This window comes from Flagellimonas alginilytica (assembly GCF_042134605.1).
Lineage (GTDB): Bacteria > Bacteroidota > Bacteroidia > Flavobacteriales > Flavobacteriaceae > Flagellimonas > Flagellimonas alginolytica.
In genome coordinates this window covers 3,034,603-3,059,802 of record NZ_CP169638.1, presented here as the reverse complement: position 1 = coordinate 3,059,802, position 25,200 = coordinate 3,034,603, and the positions used below count along the sequence as shown (strand labels likewise).

Here is a 25,200-nt window from a genome sequence, read left to right as displayed (position 1 = left end):
ACCCTTAATTAGGAAACTCAATGGTAAAAATAGTGCCTTTTGGCGTATTGGGCTTGTGGGCAATGGTGCCCTTGTAACTTTTAATTATGCCGTGGACCACGCTCAACCCCAAACCTGTCCCCTCTCCCACCGGTTTGGTGGTATAAAAAGGTTCAAATATTTTATTTTCGATATCCGGAGAAATTCCCTCTCCCTGATCCATAATATTTATAACAGTCGTATTGGTCTTTCCAATGAGTTCTATTTTTATTTCGCCCTGTACCGGTGAATAATAGGCCGCGTTCATTATTAAATTGAAGAACACTTGGGTAAGCTGAACAGTATTGGCACGTATATAAAGATGATCTTGCTCAAAAGCTGTGATGATTTTAAGTTCTTTTGCCCTGAGCGATGGTCCCATTAACCGAACCACATCTTCGATTACCTTGATCAGGTCAACGGGCTCCATTTGATCGGGCATTTCGCAGGTAAAGAACATTAATTTTTTAACGATCTCACGGCTAAAAATGGCATTGTCCATTATTTTTTGCAGGTCTCTTTTGGTCTGTGGATCGGTTGCCCCATCCATCAACAATTCGGCGAATCCCAAAATATTGGCCAACGGGGTATTTAGCTCATGGGCTATTCCGGCAGTAATCTCGCCTAAAATATGAAGTCGATCATTGCGCTCCAATTGTCTTTTGGTTTCCTGCTCCGTATCATGGATTTGCTTGCGCTCAATAAAATTACCTACAGCCAAAGACACATTTTTGAGCAGTGTTTGCTCTTCTTCCAGAAAATCTTCCATGGTGTATTTGGGTGAGGGATAACCTACGGAAATAGTTCCTTCGACCTTGTTGAAGACAATGACATTGCAAGTAAGGCAAACTCTATGTTCGTCGAACCCGCTTGTCTGTACTTGATAATCACCTATGGACAATTTGGTCTCGGCATCGTCCTTAAATTGCCATCCTCGCTTTAAACAATAGGCAATAGCTTCCAACGAAGTAGTGAGCTCATCGTATCCTGAATTTACAATAATGGAAGTTACCTCGTAAAGGCAGGTCAACTCCTTAACACGTTCTTTTAATTTCTGTTCGGTACTTGTCATGGACCACTATTTATTACTGTAAAGTTACAGGGTTTGGAACGAGTTGTACAACGAATGCAAAAATATCGGTTAATAGAAGGTATAATAAATTCACATTTTTAATTATTCTGACAGATATACCTTTGTCTCTTACCATATGTTAGTTGCACGAAAAGGAAAATTCGATACTTGTTGACCATAATACTTCCCCACTAAGCACTGTTGATAACAAATCAAACATTCCTTAGGTATACTATGAAGAGGCTTTTATTTTTGGCGGCCAGTAGCCTATGAGACCACTAGAAATCGGAGATAAAGTATACAATGTGACCCAAGATGGGTTCGATGATTTTAAGCGCTATACCTTTTCTGTAGTTGTAGAACTTACCAAAACTTTGGCCATACTAAAAAACGGGACCCGCCTGGTGAACTACCCTAAACCCTCTTATATTATGGAAGATATCGGTTATTCCGTATATCGTCAACGCGGGGTGCATTGGCATTTGGTATCCATAAATGCCATTAGGGAAGCACAAATAGAAAACAAAAAAATTGAAGTACACGACTGGTTCGAGGACAAAAAATTTACTTTAGAAGAAAAACAGGCTATTTACGAGCTTTTTACTAAGTAAAAAGGTAAATTAAGCCCAAATGGATCAGCTCTTACATCAAATCCAAGGCTGTAACCTCTGCGAAAAACATTTGGCATTGGGACCAAGACCTATTGTTGCGGCCCATCCAAAATCCAAAATCGCTATTATTGGACAAGCCCCGGGAGCCAAAGTTCACCAAACAGGTGTACCTTGGGACGACCCAAGCGGAAAAAAACTGAGGGAGTGGCTCAATGTAACCGAACAACAATTTTACAACAAACAGTTATTTGCATTGATTCCCATGGGGTTTTGCTATCCAGGCAAGGGAAAATCCGGGGATCTGCCTCCTCGACCCGAATGCGCTCCAAAATGGCACAATCCATTAATGGACCAAATGCCCAACCTCGATCTCATTATTTTAATAGGCCAGTATGCCCAAAACCATTACTTGAGAGGTACTATGAAAAGAAATCTGACCGAGACCGTGAACAACTATAATATTTATTTGCCCAAATATTTTGTACTCCCCCACCCATCTCCACGAAATAGGTTTTGGTTGCAAAAAAACCCTTGGTTCGGTAAACAGGTACTACCGGAATTGCAGAAACGGGTAAATGCATTGATCGCACCCTAGGCTTCCCATTTTATAATCGACCAAAAGGATCAATGTACCCTACTTCCTATTGCAGCAACATCCTATCCAAAACAGGGCCGGGCAAACCTAGTACACCAAAAATCATACTTATTAATGTAGCTTAAGAAAATTAGGGCAATACTTGGTTTTCTTTGTAAAAGTATGCGATGATGAAGTCGCTTCGCTTTTATAAGATCTTTGAATCACATCCATAATTTTCCATCATGATAAATCGTATATCAACTTTAATCATAACACTTTTATTGACCATTGTTTCTTGTAAAAGGGAAAGCAATGGCCCCTCATCTCAAGAAACGACACTTCGATTGGAACTGTTTACATCCGATATGGAAGCATCCATTAACTTTTACACAGATGTTCTTGGCTTCACCATGGCGGGAGAAAAACCAGACCCATCGTATCAAGTCGTAACTAAAGGTGGTGTAGTGTTGGGGATCGGTCCCATACTAAAACTTTCCCCGGACCATTATTTTGATCCCAAGCTAAAAAGCATCCAAAAAGGTTATGGAACGGAAATTGTTATAGAGGTCGAAGACATTGGCGAGTTGTATCAGAAAGTGAAATCCAACGGATATCCGATACAATCCGACTTAAAAAAGCAAAATTGGGGTCTCACTGATTTCCGTTTGATAGACCCTGATGGTTATTACCTTCGAATTACTTCAAAAAATTAGTGCTTGGACCATTTTTAGTGTAAAACCAAGGTTTAAATACGAACTTGTGCATGGATTTGTTATCTTGAGAGCAGCGTCAAACACCTAAAAGATCGTATTGAAAAGTGAAATTGTCCAATTGTTGGAAAATGCTCTGACCCTGACCGATGAGGAAGCCTTGGTCGTGACCCAATGTATTCCCATCCATAAATTTTCGAAAGGACATATTTTATTGCGCGAAGGTCAGGTTTCCAACGAGTCCTATTTTAACATACAGGGGCTGGTACGGAAGTATTATATGGTAGATGGTGAAGAAAAAACCACGGAATTCTATGTTGAGCAAGATGCTATTTCTTCCTTGCAGAGCTATCATCTTAAAATTCCCTCCAACCATTATCTGGAATGCATTGAAGACTGTAGATTGGCTATCTTATCAAGAACAAGCGAGAAAAAACTATTCAAACATGTACCTGCCTTCGAATCCATTTGTAGGGTTTCTGTAGAGGAGGAACTTGGAACGTACCAGGATAAATTGGCCCAGTTCATGATTTCCAGTCCAGAAAAACGATACATAGACCTATTGGAAAATAGGCCTGACCTTTTACAGCGTATCCCACAGTACCATTTGGCAAGTTACCTGGGCATAAAACCTGAATCGTTGAGCAGGATACGAAAACGCATCAGTTCTCGGTAGTACCACCCGACCAGTTGTACTTTCTATTAAACCGGTCTCCCCAGAACCCTTGGAACAATAACCAAAACGTAAAAGTCAATTCACCCAGTACACCGCAGATAAGTACCACTATTTCAAAAGTTTCCTTGTAATTTTTGTAGCTGTCCAGAAAGAGTTTGGCCAAACCATCCAATAGGTATCCAGAAGCCGCTAAAAGCAGTATTCCTCCAATGCCGTTTGCAATCCTAGGGGATTTTAGACAGAGGTACCCCAAAACCAACAAGTGCATTCCAAAGAGCAACAATCCAATATTCCAAGTTGCATTAAAATTGGCCAGTGCGGCAATTACCAACTCCTGCAATTGCTTTTCATCCATTATTAAGGATGGGTGTGTATTTTGGTAAATACTGAACAAACTCATCAATGCGACAGTAAAAACCAATGCATGGGAGAGTCGCAACAGAGAAGCGAAAATGGTTACTTTTTTGTTGACGTGATGTGTTACAAAATACAACGAGCCTACCAAGGAGACATCAAAAAGCAGCATCACAACAAATCCTAACATTCCTTGACGGAACAATGAACGAAATTCAACAAAATTGCTGACGGTAATTTCTGGATCTGAGGGAACTACCAGTTTTTCCAAAACAAAAAAGTTAGCATAAAATCCAGCAACGAACAGCAGAATATAACTGACACCCGAAAATTTTATCGATGGTTTGTAGCACATTGTAAAACATGTTTAAAGCCAGGCAAAGCTAAATTTCGATGTAACAAAATTCATTGACTTTGGTTAAGAACTTCTTGTGCCAAAAAATTGGTTAGCATACATTTTTTGTCAATTTAAGGGATGTATCATTAGCCTTTGTTCAACTTTTAGTAATTTCAGGTTTAAATTGAATTTTGGATTCCAAGGCCCAACTAATATCGCATTTAAAGGAAAGTATCAGGCTTACGCCCGAGGAAGAATCCATCGTATGCGATAGCTATTCCGAAGTACAGCTAAAAAAGAAGGAGGTTTTGCTTTTTGCCGGGGAGATATCCTCGCATATGCGTTTTATAGCAAAGGGTTGCCTTAGGGCCTATCACATGGATGAAGAGGCTAAAGAACACATCGTACAATTTGGGATAGAAGGTTGGTGGGTGAACGATCTCTATAGTTATCTGACCCGAACCCCTGCCAAACAATTTGTACAGGCCCTGGAGCCTTCCGTGGTTCTACAAATTCATCGAGATACTTTAAACGATCTATATAACAAAGTTCCTGCCATTGAGCGGTTTTATAGATTGAAGTTCGAAAATGCGTATGTGGCCCTACAAGACCGCACTATTAATTCCATGAGCAAAACAGCAGAAGAACGTTATTTGGAATTCCGCACGAAGTATAGAAGCATAGAGCAGCGCGTACCCCAATATATGGTTGCCTCGTATCTGGGAATTACCCCGGAATTTTTAAGTGCATTGCGAAAAAAACGGTAACAAAAGCATTTCTTAATCCACCTTAAGATTAAAAATTTCCCCTCTATTTAGGTTTGCACTGACCATACACATTAGTGCAGCATGAAAAAAATAATAGCGATTTCGGGCAGTAATGGCCGTAACTCCATTCATAAAAAGTTGATCGGTTATATTCTAAAGGAATTTGCCGAAAATGATATTGAGTATATTGATCTTGAAACATTTGACCTACCTATTTACAGTCCGGATATCGAAAAAGAGGGCTTTCCCATCCAAGTCAAAGAGCTTTTTCAAATTTTCACCTCGGCAGATGGATTTATCATCGCATCGCCAGAGCACAATGGCCTGCCTACAACTTTTTTAAAGAACCATATTGATTGGCTTTCGCGCATAGATCAACGGTTTTTTGGCGATAAGCCCATTCTTCTTTTAAGTGCCTCTCCCGGAAAACTAGGCGGTAGTACCCACCTCAATATTTTAGAAAGATTGATGCCCAATTGGGGTGGAAAAATGGTGGGGCGGTTTTCCTTAGGTGCATTCCATAAAACATTCGATATAGAAAACAATGAACTGATTAGGCTGGAAGACAAACTGGAACTAAAAGCTGTGGTCCATAATCTTCTGAACTACCACAATCAACCTAATGGTAGGTTCAAAACACAATTAGAAATGGATTCATTTATAGATGAAATCAAGCATAATCTAAAGTCCAAAGGATTTATATAATAAGAGAGATCATGAACAAACAAATCATTGCGCATTTATTTGAACTGTGGGAACAGATTGGAAAACATACCGATTCTTTTAACAAGGAAAGAGGCTTTGCCTTTACAAAACCAGAGCCCGACTCATGGCCCAGTAAAGTTTACAACATTGAGGTCGGTCAAATAAATATTGAAGATGTACAGCGAAGGATTCGCACAGGTGAAATTCCCAATTCGATTGGAATACCCGAGTGCGAAAACACGAAACAGTTGTTGGAATCCAATAATTTTTGCTCCACCTCCAAGGTAAAAGCCATGGCCATGAGCACCGAGCAATTATATTATGATGATATTGACGAGTCTGAATTTACACTCGTGGACTCAAAAAACAAGGCACGTATTTTTGCGAAGACAGCATCGGCATCGTTCGGATATTTGGTAGATACCTCTGTAGTCCAATCCTTGATCAACAAAGAAAACATGCAGCTCTTTTTGGGGAGATGTAAGGATGACTTCCCAAGCTGCGGAATGGTCTATTTGGACCAAAATGGTATTTCAGGAATCCATATGATAGGTACCCGGGCAGAATTTCAGGGATTGGGCATGGGCAAAAAAATGACCCGATTCCTCATAAATCAATCAATAAAGTCAAAAAGCAATACGGTATTTCTTGTGGCATCGGAGGCAGGTGAGCGTATATATCACAAACTTGGTTTTTCCACGTATGGTAATTTGGAAAGCTTTTCGCTAACCGGACCATAAAACAGTGTCTGCTGAATAGGTTTTATAGGCGTCCCATTTTAACAAAGGGGCGCCTTCCCATTTTCTATGACCCTATTTTCTTTCTTAATATACCTTAAGTATTCCCTTTTGGTTTGCATGTAGGTTTGTCCCAATAAAATTTAGAACAATGGGCAAGGGCAAACTTCTATTCATCTTTTTAAATGTATTGGTTATTGGCGTTGGGTTTGGACAAGAACTACGTTTTGATCCCGATGTGGTATTGGGTAATCGATCTATCACATATAAACATTTGGTCAAATACACACTCAATCAAAAATTGACCGTCGATAATTTAACCCTGTTCGATACCGAATACAACACCGATGAAAACAATCTCTTTTTTATAAGAAACACCGTTTCATATTCCATGTTCAAAAATGTGAGTGCAAATGCGGCTATCGGCATAAAAAATCCTGGGGCATTTAGCACTTTGTCAATGTCCTATACTTATCGGTCACCAAACTTTATCGGTATTTATACCGTGGGCGGAACATATCAAAAAGGCGTGTCATTGGAGCAATCGCTTGTAATGAGCTATATGCCCGTGTTAGGAAAAGGTAACCGAGGATATCTAAATCTGCTCGCAACAGCAAATTTGAATTCGAATGGATACACAAGAGGCCTCCAACAAGTTAAGGTCGGTATCCAAAAAAACCTACTGACCACTGGGATTGCTGTTAATCTAGACCAGTTCAATAACGCAAAAAGAACACTTACCAATTTCGGAATATTCTTTAAGTATAATTTTTAAATCAAAATAAATTGAATCATGAAACGAAACAAAAATGTTGCTATCCTTCTTTTTAGGGTTTCCATTCCCTTTACCATGCTTATTTATGGTATCGATAAAATTACAAACGGCACCGGGTTCATCGGCAGTTTATTGGATGCCTATAATTTGCCCTCCTTTTTGGTCTATGGGGTTTTTATAGGGGAAATAGTAGCACCACTAATGCTCGTGTTAGGCTACAGAAGTAGATTGGCAGGTTTACTATTAGCCTTTAATTGTTTATTGGCCATACTTATGGCCCAAATCCAACATATTTTCACATTAAACCAGTATGGCGGTTGGACATTAGACCTTTTGTTTATTTATCTTGTTGCCGGAGTCGCTTTTTATTTCAGTGGCGCAGGTAAACATGCTATCTCGACCTCTCATGCTTGGGACTGATGATAGCCAATAAAACAAAGTCAATATGTATGCAGTAATCTATCGGTTTAAAGTTATCCAAGGCAAGGAAGTTGCTTTTGAGAACTTATGGCGGGCGGTTACCAAAGCATTTATGGCCCATGCGGAAGGGCTTGGCTCCCGTCTCCATAAAACCGAGACGGGTGTTTATATTGCGTATGCCCAATGGCCGAGCAAGAACCACTGGAAGTCAGCAAAGGAAAAACTCCCCGAATCGGATCTTGAAATTATCCAAAATATGAATGATTGTTGCGAAACTGCGACTGTGCTACATCAAATGGAAGTGATGGATGATCTTCTTGTTTTTCCAAGTACCTAATCAAATACTAGAATTCCCACTTCGCGATGTCTTTCGTCTGTACTGTTGCCCTCAAACTTCTATAAAAAGTAATGGCCTTAGTGTTGTTGGTTTCAATTTCCCATCCTATCAAAGTCAAATTTTCACCCAAACCGTGTTCTCGTGCCTGTTCCACGAGCTTGCGCCCTACCCCTTTGTTTCGAAATTACTTTACCGCATACACCTCTTCCATTGTTATATATTGGTATTATTTTCTAGTTTCATATGCAAAATCGGGTAAGGCTTTCCCAATGAATCCACTTCTGAGCGTCCAATTACTACAAATCGGCAATGTTTATAAAACCCAACAGCCTGTTCATTCTGCTCATTAACATCAACTTTAGTCACATTTAAATGGTTGATACCAAAATCCAACAAGGTCTTTCCTATTCCTTTTCCTATATATGATGGATGAATGAATAGCATTTCCAAATTTTGATCGGCCACTCCAAGAAAGCCCATTATTTTTCCATTTTCATCTCTAATACCTTTTAAATCAACAGCATCTAAATAGGTATTTAAAATTAAAGGCTTGAAATAGGCTATGTCCTCTTCTTTTAAGAAGTGGTGAGTAGCTCTCACAGAGGCTTCCCATACATCTACAACTTCCTTGTATTCTGTTTTATCTATATTGGTAATTTTTACTTCCATTTCTTAATTTTTATGTTGAAGAACTATGCCCCGCCAAACACAGATAGTATAATTTCTTTAACATTGAATATAGTTAAGCCATAGTTTTGGTGACTGCATCTCAAGCATCATATTGGAGCAGTCGAGGACAAAATGAGGCATACTAATTAGATTTTTATTTTTTGCGTTGCGTTAATTTCTCGATTTGTTCTAGTGCGTTTTCACAATAGAAACAATCCTCTTTTGGCTTAAGCTCCAGGGCCTTCCTATAACTTTTTATAGCATCCTCATCTCTATTGGATGCCATGTAAACTTCTCCCAATGTATCCCAAATATTTCCGTCATTGGGAAATAAATCACAGTTCAACCGTGCAATTGCCAAGGCCTTTTCCTGTTCTTGTTCTCTCAAGTACAGACCACTTAATCGATTTAAGTGCGAAGGTGAATCCAATTCTGCGCTATATTTCTTCTTTATAGCAGCGGACAGTTCTTTGTGGGTACCGGAAAAATCTTCTACAAAGTGAACTAGTTGCATTACCAAATTTTGAGGATAAGGTTCAGCAACATATGCATCATCAAAAAGTATCCTTTCCAACTCAATGGGCATTCTTGATGTTTCTCTTGTGGACGAATTGGAGGCGAATAAAATAAGGGCATCTTCTTCTGGAAACCAAAGAAACTCAAAATAGCTCACCCCATTGAATCCGTTATGACCAATTATTTTGGTATTTCTATCCGATTCAAAAATGGCCCATCCATACGCATAATAGGTAGACTGCCCCACTCGTTCCTGAACATGAGGCCGGGTCAATAGATCTATGGAGGCTTTACGCAACACTTTTTGATCTCTCAATGCCAAATACCATCTATACATATCTTGCAATGTAGAGTTGATTCCCCCATTGGCTTTTAAAGGCCATGCGATTTTTCCATCCGCTAGATATCGATCAACATGATTTCCTTTATCAATTACATTGTACACATACTCATTGGCTACATGGTTCAAGTTCCAATTGGGCAAAATATAGCCGGTCTGTGTCATTCCGGAAGGAGCAAATAATTTTTCCTGAAGAAAGGTCTCGTAGGATTTTCCAGATACTTTTTCAATAATTTTACCAAGTACGCTATACCCGGAATTGGAATAACTATACTTTTCGCCTGGATCAAATCTAAGCTTACTGGAGAACAACCGATCAAAATACTCTGCCTCTGGAATATGATCAAAATCCCCTTCGCCGATGCCATGGGAAAAACCTGCGGTATGTGTCAACAATTGGTGAATTGTAATATTTGCCTTGTCCAAAGGCATGTCTTTAAAATAGATGTGTAAAGGGTTATCCAGTTTAAGCCTTCCTTCTTCCTCCAATTTTAGGATGGCCGCTGCAGTAAATTGTTTGGTAACAGAACAAATATCAAAAACGGTTTCTTTGGTATTATAAATCGAATCCGCCGTGTTTGCCCAGCCATAGCCTTTATCCAGAATAGCTTCATTGCCCTTAACAACCAATACCGCACCATTATATCCATTGGTCTCGGATGCCGATAAATAGTTGTCCAATCGCTGAACCAAATCTTGGGTTTTGGTAGGTAGTTTTTGACCAAAACTCTCTGAGCAAAAGCTAAAGGCCATCAAAATAAGGAGGTAGAATTTTCTCATGATAACTCGTTGTGTTTGTAATGGTTTTTATCGTAACCTGTGGGTAGAACAGTGTACTTTTTAATTCTGTTAAATTATGTCTTCTCGGTCGTGCTACAAGCATTACCCTTTCAAAAATATTTGTATTGGTAACATACCATTTAGATCAGTGTAAAAAAATCAGTGTAGGGGAACCTATAAAATATTATTCAGAAATGCCTATTCATCAACCAGCCAACTGGAAATTTCATCTAAAAATCCATCAACAAATCTCTTTTCAAGTTTTGAATATTCATCGCGATTGCCGGTCTCAGCTTTTTGAAAGAAATGGTTGGCCTTATCAAAGGTTTTAAATTGATAACTTGTCCCTGCACTCAGCAAAGCATTTTCCATTCTATCTTTATTTTGATGAATGGGCACTTGAAAATCCAGCCCGCCAAACAGACTTAAAACAGGAGTATTGAGTCGCTCAAAATCCTTGGAAGGGTCGTAATACAGAAAAGATGTTAAAGAAGGTAGACCATAGATAATATGGTATTCTTTTGCGGTAACCCTGACTTGCTCCGCTATCTTCTTCAAATCCAATTCCTTTTCTGAATTTTGGAACCGTAAAATAGCCTGACTTGTATTTTGGAACGCTTCGAGCGCTGTTTCGATGTTGTTCTGGTCCTTTATGGCTCGCATTAATCTATTGTGAGCTGAAACATCCTCCTCTATCAATGAGGGAGAAATACCCAATTGTTTATGTTCCTCTCTAATTTGATAAAGCACGACATCGATCAATGGCACTGCCGGAGCTCCCATTAAAATTACTTTCTTAACTGATGTGTTCGCAACCGCGACCTTAGAGGCTACAATTCCACCTTGACTATGCCCTAATAGAGCAAAACTTTTGAACGTATGGGATTTTGACACTTTAAAATAGTCTATGATGCTTTCCAGATCCTTGGCGTGGTCATCGAGCGTACTATTTACAAAATCCCCGGTACTCTCTCCAACTCCCCTATCATCGTATCGGAAAGAAGCAATTCCATTAGCTGCCAAATGCTCGGCAATGGTCTTAAATATCTTAAATCCCTCCAAAGTTTCATCCCTATCCTGTGGGCCACTGCCCGAACTCATAATAACAAGCGATCTTGTTTTTAAATGAGAGGGGATCACCAGGGTTCCTCCAATGGCAACTTTTTCTGTTTTTATAACCATATCAATCGATACTGGTGGTTTTTTTTGGAAACTATTATTTCCAAAACAGGAAAATGTTGCGAACAACAAAGCTGTTAAGTAGATTCCAAGTTGGGTGCCAGCACTCAGCTTTTTGGACCCACTATCTGAACCTACTATCAGTTTCTCAAAAAACCGTGGCCTGTTTCCATAATTGGATTTTGATTCTAAAAATATCATTGGATTCTCTCTATTTGATGCTTGTTTTCCCATTCCCACAAAAATATTTTGTGACCATCACATCCGCATTGACTTTGGTTAAGAAACCATTCTTCAATCCGAATTAAAGTATGGTCCAAAGCTAGATCTGTGCGTTGTTTGGTTTCTTAATCTACCTTAAGAAATTCCGAGCTGTTGAACTATAGCTTTGCTTCATCAAAAAGTAAAGTCATGAACCAGTATATCAACATTTTATTGGCTTTTGTAGGCGGAGTGTTTCTGGCCATGCAAGGTGGATTAAATGCACAATTGGGCGTTCAATTAAAAAATCCGTTGTTGGCTTCGCTCACGGCATTTTTTTTTAGTACACTCTTTGCATTAGTGGTAGTGGTGATTAGTATCAAAAACATTCCTAACGCCTCTCAACTATGGAGTATTCCAAAACATTTATGGTTCACTGGAGCTCTTTTTAGCGTGATAGGGATAGGACTCTACTACTACACGATCCCGAAGCTGGGCATATCCACTATGATCTCCGTTGGTTTGTTCGGTCAACTTATTTTTTCAGCAATCGCCGGGCATTTTGGCTGGTTTGGACTGCCCCAAGAACCGATGGCCATAAAAAAAATAGTTGGATTGATAACAATGGTGATCGGCATTCTATTAATCAATAAAGTTTAAAACATTCAATTAAAAATCCAAGACAATGAATCTAGTAGAAAACCTAAAATGGCGTTATGCCACCAAAAAATTTGATGCTTCAAAAATGGTAAGCAAGGACGAGCTACAAAAACTGAAAGAAGCTGTGCAACTTTCCGCTTCATCCTACGGGCTTCAGCTGTATAAAGTTCTAATTGTCTCCAACAAGGAACTTAAAGAAAAATTAAAGCCTGCCGCATGGGGCCAAGATCAGCTTACCGACGCCTCCCACATTTTTGTTTTTTGTAATTATACCGAAAGAAAAAACGAGCATATTGATGATTACATTAGAGCTACCTCTAAAATTCAGGATACCCCAATCGAGAAACTTGAGGGGTACAGTAATCTGATCAAGCAGAGTACATCGAGTAAATCGGATGTGGAATGGCAAAGCTGGTCTCAAAAGCAAACCTATTTGGCTCTTTCCAATCTATTGGCCGCCTGTGCGGAACTAAAAATTGATTCCTGTCCTATTGAGGGGTTTGAACCTGAAAAGTTCAATGCCATTCTGGGTCTTGAGGAGCAAGGTTTAAATGCAGCGGTAATTGCAACGGTCGGATATCGTTCTTCCGAAGACCACACCCAGTTCAGAAAAAAGGTAAGAAAACCCATGGAAATTCTTTTTGAGGAAGTTTAACCAATTTGCAACCTGCACAACACTCAAAAGATAATCTAAGTAACCTCGACCGGAGTTTACTCGTCCAACCTTTGCATCAAAAAAAACAAAAACATCATGAGATTGTTACTTATTCCAATTCTAATATTAATAGCTAACGGATGTGGGTCCAACAAGGTTATCGCTCCCACCAATTCTGAAATTTTTGCTGAAAACCACCCCGGTTTTGCAACGCAATTTCAAAACAAGGTAAAGGACATTTATCTTGAAAAAGAAATGTATGGGGATTTCATCTTCGCCGTGGTCGACGAAAACGGCTTGGCATATTCATTTGCATTGAATCGGGAAATTTTAATTGGCAAAGAGGGCTCTCTGGGTAACGATACTCCTATTTATATTGCATCCAGCACCAAATCGTTTACGGGTACTTTGCTACAAATTTTGGAGGAGAAAAATGTTCTCTCCTTGGAAAAGTCGTTGCACGACTACCTCCCCGATTTAAATTTCAAAGATAGTGTCGACACAAAGAACATTACCCTTACCCATCTTTTAAACCATACCCATGGGACCTTCAGTACGCCGATGACATGGAAAACCGCCTTTTTGGGATACAAGGATGGGAATGAAGAGCTGATACATGATCTAAACACTGATTTTCTATTTGATCCCTCAGGCAAGTATCGGTATTCCAATGTAGGACCAATCCTAGCTGGCATGGTTGCAGAAAAAGTGACCGGAAAAACATGGAAAACCCTTATGGGGAACCACATCTTTTCTCCTTTAAAAATGGAAAACACAAGTGCCAATGTCAGTGATTTTGACTTCGAAAACATTCGTCCTTCATTAACCGTTACCAAAGAAAAGGGAATTGTTGAAAAAGGATTCTATAAATCAGATATCACGATGCATGCCTCTGGAGGGATTGTTTCCACCATCAATGATCTATCCAAATGGTTGGCCGCGAATATCAATCAGGATAGTGTGCTATTACATAAAGGTTCGTGGGGTGAACTGCATACCTCAACCGCAACCCAGGACAAAAAATACTTTACCTACCAACGTTCTGGTTATAGTTTGGGCTGGGATATTGCGGCATATGGGAATGATAGGATTTTGACCCGATTTGGAGGACTGGCCGGGATCAGCTTTCACATCTCTTTTATGCCCGATAAAAAGGTCGGGGTGATTGCTTTTTCGAACGATAACAGAGCTTACCTATTACCTCATTTGATGGCAAATTATGCCTACAACCTAATCAATGAACAGCCTGCTGACAGTATTTTAAAAATTGAAAAAACCTCTTTCGATAATAGTTTTAAGAGGGAAGATAACTTGGAATATCCTGATGACTCGCAAATGCTTTCAGCCAATTCAACCAATGATAGCATCATAGGAACGTATCACAATGAGCAAAACTGGCCCGACATTGAAATTTACAGAGAAGAGGACCACTACTTTTTTAAATGGGGGGTATTAAAGGGTAAAATATTCCGAAACGATGAGGGTGGATACAGTAGCAATCTAGGGGTATTATCAAGAACTTTTCAGGTCAGTAAAGACTCCCTATCCACCGGATCTTTAATTTACAAAAGATGAAATAGGCCTGTAAAATCACCTCTTGAAAGTTATCTTTAAGGAACAAGAATATTTTACAAAAGAATATTTTATTATTGTTTTACAATAATTTTTTATATGTTTGCAGAAATATTTATCATCTAACCAATGAAAAAAACAAGAGTACTATCTACAATATTGTACGCCATTACCAGAAGTCTCGCTTGGATATATTTGGTAATTGCATTGTACGGGGGCTTTGCTTGGCTAACAAAAACGAATATTCGCACAGAGGATACACGGGCCATAATCAATTATCCATTTAGCGATGTTTCTTTTTTAATCTTGGACAACAACTGGTCGTATTTTTTATTCGCCTTTTTACTGCCTGTTTCGTCTTACACCTTATTTTTTTGGTTGCTCTCCAATGTATTTAAAGTATTCTACCGGGAAAAACTTTTTACCCAACCCAATGTTGCACATTTAAAGCGGTTTTATGCAGCTAATTTGATTTTCCCCATAGTGCTCGTTGCCTTTTCGTCGTTCTTTATTGAGATCGATAAAGGAATATTCATCATTGTAGCGTTACATCTTGTTTTAGGGGTCTTTATATTTATTATTTCAGAAATTTTCAATCAAGGACTGTCATTACAAAACGAACAAGATCTATATATCTAAGTTATGCCGATTATTATAAATATTGATGTGATGCTCGCCAAACGAAAGATAAAGAGCAAGGACCTCGCCGAAGAGATTGGCATAACCCCGGCCAATTTATCCATACTTAAAAATGGAAAAGCAAAAGGTGTACGCTTTGAAACCCTAGAGGCCATTTGCAAGGCTTTGGACTGTAAACCAGGAGATATTATTGACTATGTAGCATAGTTCTTCCAACATATTTTAATCATGAATACATTAAAAATCGATAATGTATCCCTTGTGTACAGCAATGGGTACAGGGCACTTACTGCCTTAAATCTAGAAATACAGAACGGAATATTTGGACTTTTGGGGCCCAATGGTGCTGGAAAATCTTCCCTGATGAAAACCATTGTTGGACTGCAAAAACCAACGGAAGGAAACATCAGCTTCAATGGTGCCGACGTGGTTCAAAACCCGCTGGATATCCAAAAGCATTTGGGTTTTTTGCCTCAATATTTTGGTGTGTACCCAAAGGTATCCGCCTATCATTTATTGGAACACTTGGCCAAGCTGAAAGGGGTTAACAATTCGCAACAACGCCATGACCAAATACTATGGTTATTGGATAAAGTTAATTTGCTGGATTACAAAGATAAGGAAGTACATACCTTCTCTGGTGGCATGAAACAGCGTTTTGGAGTGGCACAAGCGTTATTGGGAAATCCTAAAATCTTAATTGTGGATGAGCCAACCGCAGGTTTAGACCCTGAAGAACGAAATAGATTCAATTCCCTGCTCAGCGATATTGGCGAAGATATCATCATCATTCTATCTACCCATTTGGTGGAGGATGTTAGAAACCTCTGTTCGCAAATGGCAATAATCAAAAAGGGCGAAATAGTATCCCAAGACGCCCCAAAAAACTATTTGAAACAATTGGAAGGCCAATTGTGGCGTAAACCTACAACTAAGGAAGAGCTGTCGGAAATGGAAGCCAACTACCATGTCATAAACAAGCAGTTGGTGGAAAGAACAATGCACATCACTGTTCTTGAAACGGACTGCCCACCTGGTTTTACTCCTATCGAACCTAGTCTTGAACTCGCCTATTTTGCCCACCTAAACAAAGTTGCATCGTGAAAACTGTTCTTCTAAACGACTTGCAAACCCTTGCTAGGCAGAAAACCACCTATATAGCCATTGCCTTTTTCTTGGGTATCGGTATCTTAACCGGTTATAAGTTCAATATCTCGGTAGGAGATGAACTTGCGGTCAACGCATCGTATTCTGTTGGATTCATGATCGGTCTTTTGAGTTTGGCAATCATTTTAATTGCCACCGTTTTGGCTTTTCCTCTTTTGTTCAAAGAACAAGATGCCAACTACGAACTAATAGTTTTCTCAACGCCAATAGCGAAAAACAGATTTGCCTTTGCTCGATTTTTATCGTTTAACCTACTCACGTTGTTCGGTTTTTTTTGTCTTATATCAGGTTATGTATTAGGCATTCATTTGGCCAAAGACGTGCTATTGAATCCTGGTTTCCAATTTTGGCATTTTGCATATCCCTTTTTAATATTTGGAGTCGTCAACACGTTGGTTATCTGCAGTGTGTTATTTTATGTGGCGCAGTCGTACAAGAATAAACTAATGGTGGCCATTGTTGGGGTGCTGCTCTACGTGTTGTATATGATTACACTCTTATTCTCGAATGCGCCGTTTATGGCACAGGCCATGCCACAATCCCTGTTTGTTCAACGCATTTCTGCCATAGTGGATATTTTTGGCTTGTCGGGCTATTTTTTTGAAGCCAAGGATTTGAGCCTTGAGCAAAGAAATTACCAGGTTGTACCCTTGTCAAATCTTTTACTCATTAACAGAATGGCTAGTATTGTCTTAGCCTTTGGTATGTTACTTCTGGGGATTCGGTCGTTTTCATTTCTTCCAAAATTCAAGAAAAAAAGTAGAAAAAAGTTGATAATTACGGGTGTAAAACCTTCCATAAATCCATTTGCCACCGCGGTTACGGAATTCAATAAAAAATCTAAGTGGAAAGCGATATTATCGTATATAAAGGTGGATACCATTTATATCTTTAAAAGCATACCTTTTATAGCCACTGTCCTACTATTGGTTTTTTATGTTGGCGTGGAAATGTACGATGATATCAATAAAGGAATTCGAATACCTCAAATGTATGCAAGTTCTGGTCTTTTAGTACAAACCATCAACAGTACGTTTTACCCTTTGGGCACATTGTTTACCGTTTATTTTGTAAATGACCTTTTCTGGCGGAGTAACTCAAGTAGGTTTTCCGTTTTAGAGCAAACAACCTTTTATGCGACGCAAAAATTAGTGGGACATATCGGTAGCATTGTGGTATTACTGACCACCCTAACACTTATCATCATTGTAGAGGCACTAGCCTTTCAAATTTTTTTTAAACATCTAATTTTTGATGCTCGGGCCTACTTTGGAGCTGTTTTATTCAACACACTCCCTTTAGTACTACTTGGCCTTTTCATGATTTTGATCAATCTGTTGAGCAAAAATAAATCAATAGCTCTTGGTGTTTCCATTTTGTGTTTTTTGGTATTGGCAACACCCATCTCCAAAAGTATATTTACTAGTTCATTGCTTCGGTTTTTCTCCGGTTATAGAGGTTCTTATAGTGAATTTATTGGGTTTGGCGACTATATAAACCCCTACTCATTGCGCTTGGTCTTTGGTTTTTCTATTTTGATACTACTATTCATGGGGTATTATTTTAAAAGAAATAACAAGGATAGAAAAGTGCTTATGGTCGGGGTGGTTCTATCCTTGATGATTGCACTTATAAGCAGTTCTATTTACTTAAGGAACTATCATCCTAAAAAAGAAAAAGAGGAAGTTATCAATGCCCAGCTAATGTATGAAAAACAGTTTAGGAAGTACCAAAACATGGCACAACCTACGATAAAAAAGGTACAGACCAAAGTACATTTATACCCTGATGAGCAATCTTATACCATCGAAGGACAATATACTTTGGTCAATAAACACGACCAGCCTATTGATTCAGTTTTAATAAGTGTCCCTGAGGAAATGAAAATCAGGTCCATGGTTTTTCAATACGGTCAAGAAAATTTTGAGCTCAACGATACAAATTCAGAACTGGTCCTTCCCCACCCCATGCAACCCAACGATTCCGTCCAGTTACAATTTAAATTGGACTATCAATGGTTTGCTGTGAATGGTCACGATTCCTTTAATGCCATCATCGAAAATGGTTCGTTCATGAGGATCAGCAGGTATTATCCCCAATTTGGATATGACTCCGATAGGGAAATAAAAGATTCCATTACGCGTGCCAAGTATGGCCTTTCGCTTGGCACAAGCTTTACAAAATTGGAAGCTCCTAAAAAATACTTGAACGATGCCATAGATTTGAACATGCAAATTTCCACCACTGGCGATCAAGTAGCTGTGGGGACCGGAGAGTTAAAAAAGCAATGGCAGCAAGGGGAAAGAAATTACTTTGCGTATGCCGCTCAATCCATCCCGTTTCGTTTTGCAATTTCCTCGGCAGACTATCAAGTTAAGAGTGTAAAGCACCATAATATCGACATTAGGGTTTACCATCATCCAGAGCATAGCGCGAATGTGGAACATTTAATAGAAAATACGAAGCTAACACTAGATTACTGTGAAAAATATTTTGGGCCATATCCTTTTAAAACGGTTAACTATGCAGAAGTATCTTCTTTTACGCAAGGATTTGCGGGTACTGCTTACCCCGGGTCTATATTCCTAACCGAACATATGACCTTCAATGCGAACCTGACCGCAGGAAAACAACAAGATGTTATCAATGAACTCGCCGGACATGAGGTTTCCCACTTTTGGTGGGGCACCCATCAAATACAGCCCGATTTTAGGGAAGGATATTCCATGCTTACCGAAAGCTTGGCCATGTATACCGAAATGATGATCTACAAACAGATGTACGGTCGGGATAAAATGTGGGAGCGATTAGCGATTCACCAACAGATCTACGATGCCGAAAAAGGTTTTAACCAAAGAAAGTCTATACTAAAAGTTGCCCCGGGCGAAACATATTTGGCCTACTCAAAGGGTGCCCTTGTATTTGTGGAGCTGAGTGAACTGATTGGGGAGTCGGTATTGAATAAAGCTTTGAAAAACTTTTTGAGCAACAATAGATACCCTAATAATAAGCCTATATCCACGGATTTGTTAAGTGTTATTCTGGAGGTAGCAGACCCAATTTATCATTCCAAAATTAAATCGTTGTTTCAATAAAGATTGCCTTTGTCAGGTTTTCGCCTAAAATCATACTAAGGATATAGGATAATAAAAAGTGTCCTTTAATCCAATTAGTATGAAAAAACAGCAAGGGGAATTCACCTCCGACATTGCATTTACTTCAACCGTAAAAAAACTTCAGGAAAAAAACGGTTCAAGAAAAAGTTATGCTCAAATGGAGACCGGCAGGGGTTGGCTAAAGGAACTGACCCCGCCTATAATCGATTTTGTAAAAAAGCGGGATTCCTTTTATATGGGAACCTCTAACCCTGAGGGACAGCCCTACATCCAACATCGAGGTGGGGCGCCAGGTTTTTTAAAAATATTGGACCCAACAACCATCGCTTTTGCCGATTTTTCAGGAAACCGTCAATACATCAGTGTGGGCAATCTGGCCGATAACCCAAAAGCATTTCTTTTTTTAATGGACTACCCGAACAAAACAAGGGTAAAAATTTGGGGAGAGGCCCATGTGGAAACGGAGGATGCCACCCTAATGGAATCCTTGACCATGGAAGATTACCCGGCCAAGGTAGAACGTGCCATTATATTTAAAATCAAAGCAGTGGATGTTAACTGCCCGCAACACATCGTACAGCGATACACCTACGATGAAGTGGATAAAATTGTACAGCCACTAAAACAACGAATAAAAGAATTGGAAAATAAATTAAATACATTAAAATGAAAAGAATAGCGATAAACGGAATGGGGCGAATAGGTCGCGCCTCGCTCAAAGTAATTCTCGAATCGAAAGAACTGACCCTAGTGGCCATAAACGATATTTTACCTATTGAAAACTTGGCCTATCTTCTAAAGTATGACAGTACCTACGGGCCCTACAAACACAATGTATCGGTTTCAGGAAATACCTTGGAGGTGGATGACAATAAGATTACCTACTTTAACCAAAAAAATCCTGAAGACCTTCCGTGGAAAGATCTAAACATTGATGTGGTTATCGAAAGTACGGGTATTTTTACCCAAAGTGAAGATGCATCAAAGCATATTACGGCCGGCGCAAAAACAGTTGTGATATCTGCCCCCACCAAAAGTCAAGATGTACCCACGGTGGTCCATGGGGTAAGCTCCGCTTTGGGAAACACTTCCATTTTTTCTTGTGCCAGTTGTACCACGAACAACATTAGCCCCATTGTTGAAATCCTGAGTCGTAGGGTGGGAATACACAAAGCGATCATGACCACAGTGCATGCCTACACCGCAAGCCAAAGTTTAATGGACGGTGCCTCCCCTAAAAATTATCGTATGGGACGGGCGGCCGCCGATAACTTGGTTCCGACCAGCACTGGTGCTGCCATCGCCACAACCAAAGCTTTACCGGAATTTACGGATAAGTTTGATGGCGTTGCCATACGTGTCCCGGCAAAAGTAGGCTCCATATCGGATATGACCTTTGTTACCAAACGCCCTGTAACACCAGAGGAGATCAATGAAATTTTGGAAAGCGAAGCGTCCACTGAGCGATACCAAGAAGTACTGTCTACAACGAGAGAGCCCTTGGTTTCTTCGGATATTATTGGCAGCCCATACGCCTCAATCGCAGACTTGAACATGACCAGGGTGGTAGATGGTGATTTACTCAAGGTTATGGCTTGGTACGATAACGAATGGGGGTTTACGCATCAAATGGTTCGTCTGATCAAAGAACTCTAAGTTAAAATCAATCGGAAATCCCTCAAGTTTTTCAACATAGCGAAAACGGAGGCAACCCAATTATTACTCACTGACTTGTTCTTAATCCTGAAAAATGGCATGGAGTGGGTATGCTACCGATTCCAAAAATAGAATAGCAACTACGTAAAAATCATATTAATCAAAATACAAAAAATGAAAGTTTTTGAAACATTTGAATTGTCCGGAACAAAATTGAAAAACCGGATCGTAATGGCCCCAATGACGAGGAGCAGGGCCATCGATAACATTCCAAACGATTTAATGAAGGAATACTATTCCAAAAGGGCTGGTGCCGGACTTATATTATCCGAAGCTACCTCCGTATCCCCAAATGGAACTGGATATCCCAGAATACCTGGAGCTTATACAGAAGAACAAATAAACGGTTGGAAAAATATCGCCCGCGGTATACATGAAAACGAAGGAAGAATGTTTGTCCAGCTTTTCCATACCGGACGCGTTTCTGCATCCTTAAACCTCCCTAACGGTGGTGAGACCATTGCCCCATCGGTTGTACCGCTCACCGAAATGGAAATGTACACCGATCAGGAAGGAATGCAGCCACACGATATACCCCGGGAAATGACTTTTGAGGATATCGTACAGGTACAAAACGAATACGTTACTGCCTCTAAGAAACTTATCGAGGCAGGAATTGACGGCATTGAAATCCATAGTGCCAACGGTTACCTTTTGGAACAGTTCCTTGATCCAAAAACCAACCAAAGAAACGATGAATATGGCGGCAACTACAAAAACAGGGGCCGATTTGTTTTGGAAACCGTTCAGAAAGTTGTGCAAGTCATCGGCCCGGACAAAGTTGGAATTCGTTTTTCACCCTATGGTGTCGTAAATGGTATGTCGGGTGAATATGACGATCTCGTAAGTCTGTACACGTACTTGGCTCAAGAATTATCGAAACAGAACATTGCTTACATACATATTGCCGATCAACGTTCAGCCATGGCAGCTCCAGAATTTGCGACCCAAATATGGAAGACCATAGGCGACAATTTTAATGGTACCATGATCGGTGGCGGCGACGTAGATTCTGCAACTAAAGCGGAAAACCTTCTCGAAGATGGTTACGACCTTGTTTATATCGGACGTCCTTTTATTGCCAATCCCAACTTGATAGATAAATTAAAGCACAACGAAGAGTTGACACCTTTAAATCCAGATTTACTGTATTCCCCCGGTCCTGAAGGTTATATTGATTGGGAATTTTAACTGGAAATAGGGGATTTCAGGAATCCCCAAAAGCATCGAGGGATATAAATATCGAACTCCAATAGACCATTAATTATTAATTGATTTAAGGAGGACCTGTGGAAACCAAACTTGGTTTCCACAGGTCCTCCTTCACTAAAACACCAAATATCATGGCATTAGCACAATCCAACATGATGGAATTAGGAACCAAGGCTCCCGATTTCACACTCTTTGACACCGTATCAAAAAAGCAAATATCGCTATCCCAACTAAAGTCAAATACAGCTACAGTAGTTGCTTTTATATGCAACCATTGTCCTTTTGTTCACCATATCAACCATAAATTTGTGGAAGTAGCCAATGAGTATCAGGCCAAGGATATCCAATTTATTGCCATTAGTAGCAACGATGTGGAGTACTTTCCTGAAGATGGGCCAGAGATGATGACCCATGTTGCCCAGAGCTTGAATTATTCGTTCCCCTATCTGTATGACGAAACCCAAACAGTTGCCAAGGCCTATCAGGCGGAATGCACTCCAGATTTCTTTGTTTTTGATGATAACCTGAAACTGGCCTACAGAGGTCGGTTTGATGAATCGAGGCCAAATATGGGAACTGCATCCGGAAGAGATCTAACCAATGCATTGGATGCTATGTTGAACAACAAAGACATTGCCAAGGTACAATATCCAAGCATAGGCTGCAGTATTAAATGGAAGTAGACGGAATCATTAGAAATAGATATGGTCAGAGTTGACGGGTTAATGCTTTAATGTGTTTATCCCGAATAGACATTGTATTTCCCTATTATATTTTCACTTTGTCCGTACTACTGAATATCCTCTTAAACCATTACGGGTTCTAAATAAACTATTGGATTTTTTTGGCCTGTTATGAAATCTGAGGAATAATAAAAACCGCCTGCCGACCTATAAATAAGAAGTATGGGTAGTCGGCAAGACGGTCTTCAAAGTAAACCAAACTAAAATGAAGAGATTTATGGAGCGAATGTTGTAAATTTTTTCATGGTTTGCCAATTCTTATTGGCTTGTGCAATGTGCTTGGCTTTACCTTCTTTTTCCCAGACTTGTACAAAATCGCCTTCCAAGTTTACCGTAAACATGTATAGTTTTCCATTAACCACACGGAAACTTTTGGGATTAGGACGGTACTTGCCCCCCAGTGAAACGGCAAAGGCGCACCAACCACCATATTGAGGCTTGTATTTTTTGGGATTGTTCTGGAACTTCTTCAATTGTTTATGATCGGTAAAATAATAGGTAAGTCCATCGTAACTGGCCTTGTAGGCTTTTTTTCCCATCTCTGCTTTCCCATTATCCATATAGGATACAGCACTATAACCGTCCAGGGCGATCATACTATCGTCCGTACTGTAACTATGAGATTGGGCATGTGTCAAAACCAGTCCAAAAAGCAAAAAGAAACTAATTCCCAAGATGGTTTTCCGAATTTTGATTGAATTCATTGTTTTCATGTGTACTATTTAAGATTAATTGTTACTTCTAACTAGCAGCCTTAATAGATCTGAATTATTTTTGATTCAGAACTTTAGAGAAGACTATTTTTTCAGCATTTGATATTGCTGATGATTATAAATACCTTTCATGCTCATCAATTGGCATATCGTTGATACTGGCAAAACGTTTTTGCATTAAACCATGCTCGTTAAACTCCCAGTTCTCGTTGCCGTATGCCCTATACCATTGTCCCGACTTATTGCGGTATTCGTATTCGAACCGTACGGCAATTCTATTATCGGTATGGGCCCAGTATTCTTTTCTTAGCTTATAATCGAGTTCGTTTTCCCATTTGCTCGATAAAAACTGTTGTATTTCCTCCCGTCCGTTTACAAAACTGGAACGATTACGCCATTCACTATCCACGGTATAGGCCAGTGATATTTGTATAGGGTCCTTACTGTTCCACGCATTCTCGGCAAGTTGTATTTTTTGTTTTGCGGATTCCTCGGTAAAAGGTGGCACCGGCGTTTTTATTTCTGTCATTTTATTATGATTTGTGTCTTTTTTGTTTATTGTACCTAATCTTTTGGTACGCTCCCATACAAGCTATCCCGATACGGCAAAGTGCCAATTGAATATGTAACCAAATGTTTTGCATAATCGGACACGGGTTGTTTTACCAGTTCTCGTTCAAATAGGATTTCATTTTCTTTCGGGCCCGACTGAGCGCCACCCAAGTATTTACCCTTTCAATATCCAATGTGTTGCAGATTGCTTCTGTGCTGTATCCTTTCATTTTTAATCGAAGTACCTCTTTTTCCCTATTGCCCAAAACACTTAGTCCCGAATTAAAAACACTGATCAGTTCATCTGCATTGAGCAATTCGATTATCTCGGCATCATCGGGTTTGTTTGTCTGATTTTCCAATTCGTACCAATTGGGATGATCGGACAATCGCAAGGCATCGTGCATAACCTTTCCTTGGCGGGAGTAGGCTTTTCGATAATAATCCATGATCTTATGATGTAATATGGAAGTGAGCCAAACACGTTCCGTAGATTGTCCCTTAAATCGAGGAGCAGAGCGCAAAGCTGCCAAAAATGTATCTTGTACAACATCCTCTATGGCAGCTTCCGGCAGCTTTCGCCTGGCCATTGCGAAAAGATAGGTTTTATGTTGTACGGACCATAGTTCAGGGTTTAACTGAACCTTTGTTTCTGTTATTGTTCTCATGGCTTC

29 protein-coding genes and 1 pseudogene are annotated in these 25,200 nt (G+C 39.7%); 21 read left to right on the top strand and 9 right to left on the bottom strand.

Annotation, left to right across the window (positions count from 1 at the left end; genetic code table 11):
* Window positions 1-4: 4 nt before the first annotated feature.
* Entirely contained in the window at window positions 5-1,090 is a 1,086-nt protein-coding gene (locus ABTP35_RS13730; protein WP_293295601.1) for a HAMP domain-containing sensor histidine kinase, read from the bottom strand.
* 269 nt (window positions 1,091-1,359) lie between these two features.
* Between ABTP35_RS13730 and ABTP35_RS13725 the strand changes: the two genes are divergently transcribed.
* The 4 genes from ABTP35_RS13725 to ABTP35_RS13710 all read left to right on the top strand — a co-directional run bounded on the left by ABTP35_RS13725 (window position 1,360) and on the right by ABTP35_RS13710 (window position 3,664).
* Window positions 1,360-1,701, top strand: coding sequence for a pyruvate kinase (locus tag ABTP35_RS13725; protein WP_293295603.1), 342 nt, complete (start codon window positions 1,360-1,362; stop codon window positions 1,699-1,701).
* A 19-nt stretch (window positions 1,702-1,720) separates the two neighbouring features.
* A complete protein-coding gene (locus ABTP35_RS13720) occupies window positions 1,721-2,296 on the top strand; it encodes a uracil-DNA glycosylase family protein (RefSeq protein ID WP_293295605.1) in 576 nt (191 codons plus the stop codon).
* A 224-nt stretch (window positions 2,297-2,520) separates the two neighbouring features.
* Complete coding sequence (locus ABTP35_RS13715; RefSeq protein ID WP_293295607.1) at window positions 2,521-2,991, top strand: VOC family protein; 471 nt, start codon at window positions 2,521-2,523, stop codon at window positions 2,989-2,991.
* Window positions 2,992-3,088: 97 nt separating this feature from the next.
* Window positions 3,089-3,664 (top strand): Crp/Fnr family transcriptional regulator, encoded by a 576-nt coding sequence (locus ABTP35_RS13710; protein WP_252079496.1) that lies wholly within the window; start codon window positions 3,089-3,091, stop codon window positions 3,662-3,664.
* On the opposite strand, the gene ABTP35_RS13705 is transcribed toward ABTP35_RS13710, so the two are convergent.
* A complete protein-coding gene (locus ABTP35_RS13705; RefSeq protein ID WP_293295609.1) occupies window positions 3,651-4,373 on the bottom strand; it encodes a DUF4386 domain-containing protein in 723 nt (240 codons plus the stop codon). The genes ABTP35_RS13710 and ABTP35_RS13705 overlap by 14 nt on opposite strands.
* Before the next feature lie 173 nt (window positions 4,374-4,546).
* Between ABTP35_RS13705 and ABTP35_RS13700 the strand changes: the two genes are divergently transcribed.
* The 6 genes from ABTP35_RS13700 (at window position 4,547) to ABTP35_RS13675 (ending at window position 8,096) form a co-directional block, all read left to right on the top strand.
* Window positions 4,547-5,122, top strand: coding sequence for a Crp/Fnr family transcriptional regulator (locus ABTP35_RS13700; RefSeq protein ID WP_224837106.1), 576 nt, complete (start codon window positions 4,547-4,549; stop codon window positions 5,120-5,122).
* Between the two features lie 81 nt (window positions 5,123-5,203).
* Window positions 5,204-5,827: an NADPH-dependent FMN reductase gene (locus ABTP35_RS13695; protein ID WP_375334258.1), complete on the top strand. Its 624-nt coding sequence runs from the start codon at window positions 5,204-5,206 to the stop codon at window positions 5,825-5,827.
* 11 nt (window positions 5,828-5,838) lie between these two features.
* Window positions 5,839-6,567, top strand: a complete 729-nt coding sequence (locus ABTP35_RS13690; RefSeq protein ID WP_293295613.1) for a GNAT family N-acetyltransferase — start codon at window positions 5,839-5,841, stop codon at window positions 6,565-6,567.
* A gap of 148 nt (window positions 6,568-6,715) precedes the next feature.
* Window positions 6,716-7,339, top strand: a complete 624-nt coding sequence (locus tag ABTP35_RS13685) for a hypothetical protein (protein ID WP_293295614.1) — start codon at window positions 6,716-6,718, stop codon at window positions 7,337-7,339.
* Between the two features lie 18 nt (window positions 7,340-7,357).
* The gene (locus ABTP35_RS13680; RefSeq protein ID WP_293295616.1) at window positions 7,358-7,759 is read left to right on the top strand and encodes a DoxX family protein; all 402 of its coding nucleotides are present in this window, start codon (window positions 7,358-7,360) and stop codon (window positions 7,757-7,759) included.
* Between the two features lie 25 nt (window positions 7,760-7,784).
* Window positions 7,785-8,096 (top strand): antibiotic biosynthesis monooxygenase, encoded by a 312-nt coding sequence (locus tag ABTP35_RS13675; protein WP_293295618.1) that lies wholly within the window; start codon window positions 7,785-7,787, stop codon window positions 8,094-8,096.
* A gap of 7 nt (window positions 8,097-8,103) precedes the next feature.
* Here the strand turns inward: ABTP35_RS13675 and ABTP35_RS13670 are convergent.
* The 4 genes and pseudogenes from ABTP35_RS13670 to ABTP35_RS13655 all read right to left on the bottom strand — a co-directional run.
* Window positions 8,104-8,268 (bottom strand): annotated as a pseudogene (locus ABTP35_RS13670) (GNAT family N-acetyltransferase); the annotation flags it as partial.
* A gap of 41 nt (window positions 8,269-8,309) precedes the next feature.
* Window positions 8,310-8,765: a GNAT family N-acetyltransferase gene (locus ABTP35_RS13665; RefSeq protein ID WP_293295620.1), complete on the bottom strand. Its 456-nt coding sequence runs from the start codon at window positions 8,763-8,765 to the stop codon at window positions 8,310-8,312.
* A gap of 154 nt (window positions 8,766-8,919) precedes the next feature.
* A complete protein-coding gene (locus tag ABTP35_RS13660) occupies window positions 8,920-10,401 on the bottom strand; it encodes a serine hydrolase (RefSeq protein WP_293295622.1) in 1,482 nt (493 codons plus the stop codon).
* Between the two features lie 198 nt (window positions 10,402-10,599).
* Window positions 10,600-11,814 carry an alpha/beta fold hydrolase gene (locus ABTP35_RS13655; protein ID WP_293295624.1) on the bottom strand — a complete coding sequence of 405 codons (1,215 nt, stop codon included), beginning with the start codon at window positions 11,812-11,814 and terminating at the stop codon, window positions 10,600-10,602.
* Between the two features lie 177 nt (window positions 11,815-11,991).
* Between ABTP35_RS13655 and ABTP35_RS13650 the strand changes: the two genes are divergently transcribed.
* The 11 genes from ABTP35_RS13650 to ABTP35_RS13600 all read left to right on the top strand — a co-directional run bounded on the left by ABTP35_RS13650 (window position 11,992) and on the right by ABTP35_RS13600 (window position 23,201).
* Entirely contained in the window at window positions 11,992-12,441 is a 450-nt protein-coding gene (locus tag ABTP35_RS13650; protein WP_224837096.1) for a DMT family transporter, read from the top strand.
* A 25-nt stretch (window positions 12,442-12,466) separates the two neighbouring features.
* The gene (locus tag ABTP35_RS13645; protein WP_224837095.1) at window positions 12,467-13,096 is read left to right on the top strand and encodes an NAD(P)H-dependent oxidoreductase; all 630 of its coding nucleotides are present in this window, start codon (window positions 12,467-12,469) and stop codon (window positions 13,094-13,096) included.
* 96 nt (window positions 13,097-13,192) lie between these two features.
* The gene (locus tag ABTP35_RS13640) at window positions 13,193-14,671 is read left to right on the top strand and encodes a serine hydrolase (protein WP_293295626.1); all 1,479 of its coding nucleotides are present in this window, start codon (window positions 13,193-13,195) and stop codon (window positions 14,669-14,671) included.
* A 126-nt stretch (window positions 14,672-14,797) separates the two neighbouring features.
* A complete protein-coding gene (locus ABTP35_RS13635; RefSeq protein WP_293295627.1) occupies window positions 14,798-15,307 on the top strand; it encodes a DUF2975 domain-containing protein in 510 nt (169 codons plus the stop codon).
* 3 nt (window positions 15,308-15,310) lie between these two features.
* The gene (locus ABTP35_RS13630) at window positions 15,311-15,514 is read left to right on the top strand and encodes a helix-turn-helix transcriptional regulator (protein ID WP_014034008.1); all 204 of its coding nucleotides are present in this window, start codon (window positions 15,311-15,313) and stop codon (window positions 15,512-15,514) included.
* A 21-nt stretch (window positions 15,515-15,535) separates the two neighbouring features.
* Window positions 15,536-16,411 carry an ABC transporter ATP-binding protein gene (locus tag ABTP35_RS13625; protein ID WP_293295629.1) on the top strand — a complete coding sequence of 292 codons (876 nt, stop codon included), beginning with the start codon at window positions 15,536-15,538 and terminating at the stop codon, window positions 16,409-16,411.
* The gene (locus ABTP35_RS13620; RefSeq protein WP_293295631.1) at window positions 16,408-19,569 is read left to right on the top strand and encodes a M1 family aminopeptidase; all 3,162 of its coding nucleotides are present in this window, start codon (window positions 16,408-16,410) and stop codon (window positions 19,567-19,569) included. The genes ABTP35_RS13625 and ABTP35_RS13620 overlap by 4 nt, the downstream gene beginning before the upstream one ends.
* A 79-nt stretch (window positions 19,570-19,648) precedes the next feature.
* On the top strand, window positions 19,649-20,260 hold the full coding sequence (locus ABTP35_RS13615) for a pyridoxamine 5'-phosphate oxidase family protein (RefSeq protein ID WP_293295633.1): 612 nt from the start codon (window positions 19,649-19,651) through the stop codon (window positions 20,258-20,260).
* The gene (gene gap, locus ABTP35_RS13610; RefSeq protein ID WP_293295635.1) at window positions 20,257-21,246 is read left to right on the top strand and encodes a type I glyceraldehyde-3-phosphate dehydrogenase; all 990 of its coding nucleotides are present in this window, start codon (window positions 20,257-20,259) and stop codon (window positions 21,244-21,246) included. The genes ABTP35_RS13615 and gap overlap by 4 nt, the downstream gene beginning before the upstream one ends.
* Window positions 21,247-21,420: 174 nt before the next feature.
* Window positions 21,421-22,497, top strand: coding sequence for an alkene reductase (locus ABTP35_RS13605; RefSeq protein ID WP_293295637.1), 1,077 nt, complete (start codon window positions 21,421-21,423; stop codon window positions 22,495-22,497).
* Between the two features lie 152 nt (window positions 22,498-22,649).
* Window positions 22,650-23,201 (top strand): thioredoxin family protein, encoded by a 552-nt coding sequence (locus ABTP35_RS13600; RefSeq protein WP_293295639.1) that lies wholly within the window; start codon window positions 22,650-22,652, stop codon window positions 23,199-23,201.
* Window positions 23,202-23,476: 275 nt separating this feature from the next.
* Here the strand turns inward: ABTP35_RS13600 and ABTP35_RS13595 are convergent, their stop codons facing one another.
* The 3 genes from ABTP35_RS13595 to ABTP35_RS13585 all read right to left on the bottom strand — a co-directional run bounded on the left by ABTP35_RS13595 (window position 23,477) and on the right by ABTP35_RS13585 (window position 25,194).
* The gene (locus tag ABTP35_RS13595) at window positions 23,477-23,965 is read right to left on the bottom strand and encodes a YHS domain-containing (seleno)protein (protein WP_224837086.1); all 489 of its coding nucleotides are present in this window, start codon (window positions 23,963-23,965) and stop codon (window positions 23,477-23,479) included.
* Between the two features lie 124 nt (window positions 23,966-24,089).
* Window positions 24,090-24,503, bottom strand: coding sequence for a nuclear transport factor 2 family protein (locus ABTP35_RS13590; RefSeq protein WP_224837085.1), 414 nt, complete (start codon window positions 24,501-24,503; stop codon window positions 24,090-24,092).
* A gap of 133 nt (window positions 24,504-24,636) precedes the next feature.
* A complete protein-coding gene (locus ABTP35_RS13585; RefSeq protein ID WP_293295644.1) occupies window positions 24,637-25,194 on the bottom strand; it encodes a sigma-70 family RNA polymerase sigma factor in 558 nt (185 codons plus the stop codon).
* Between the last annotated feature and the right edge of the window lie 6 nt (window positions 25,195-25,200).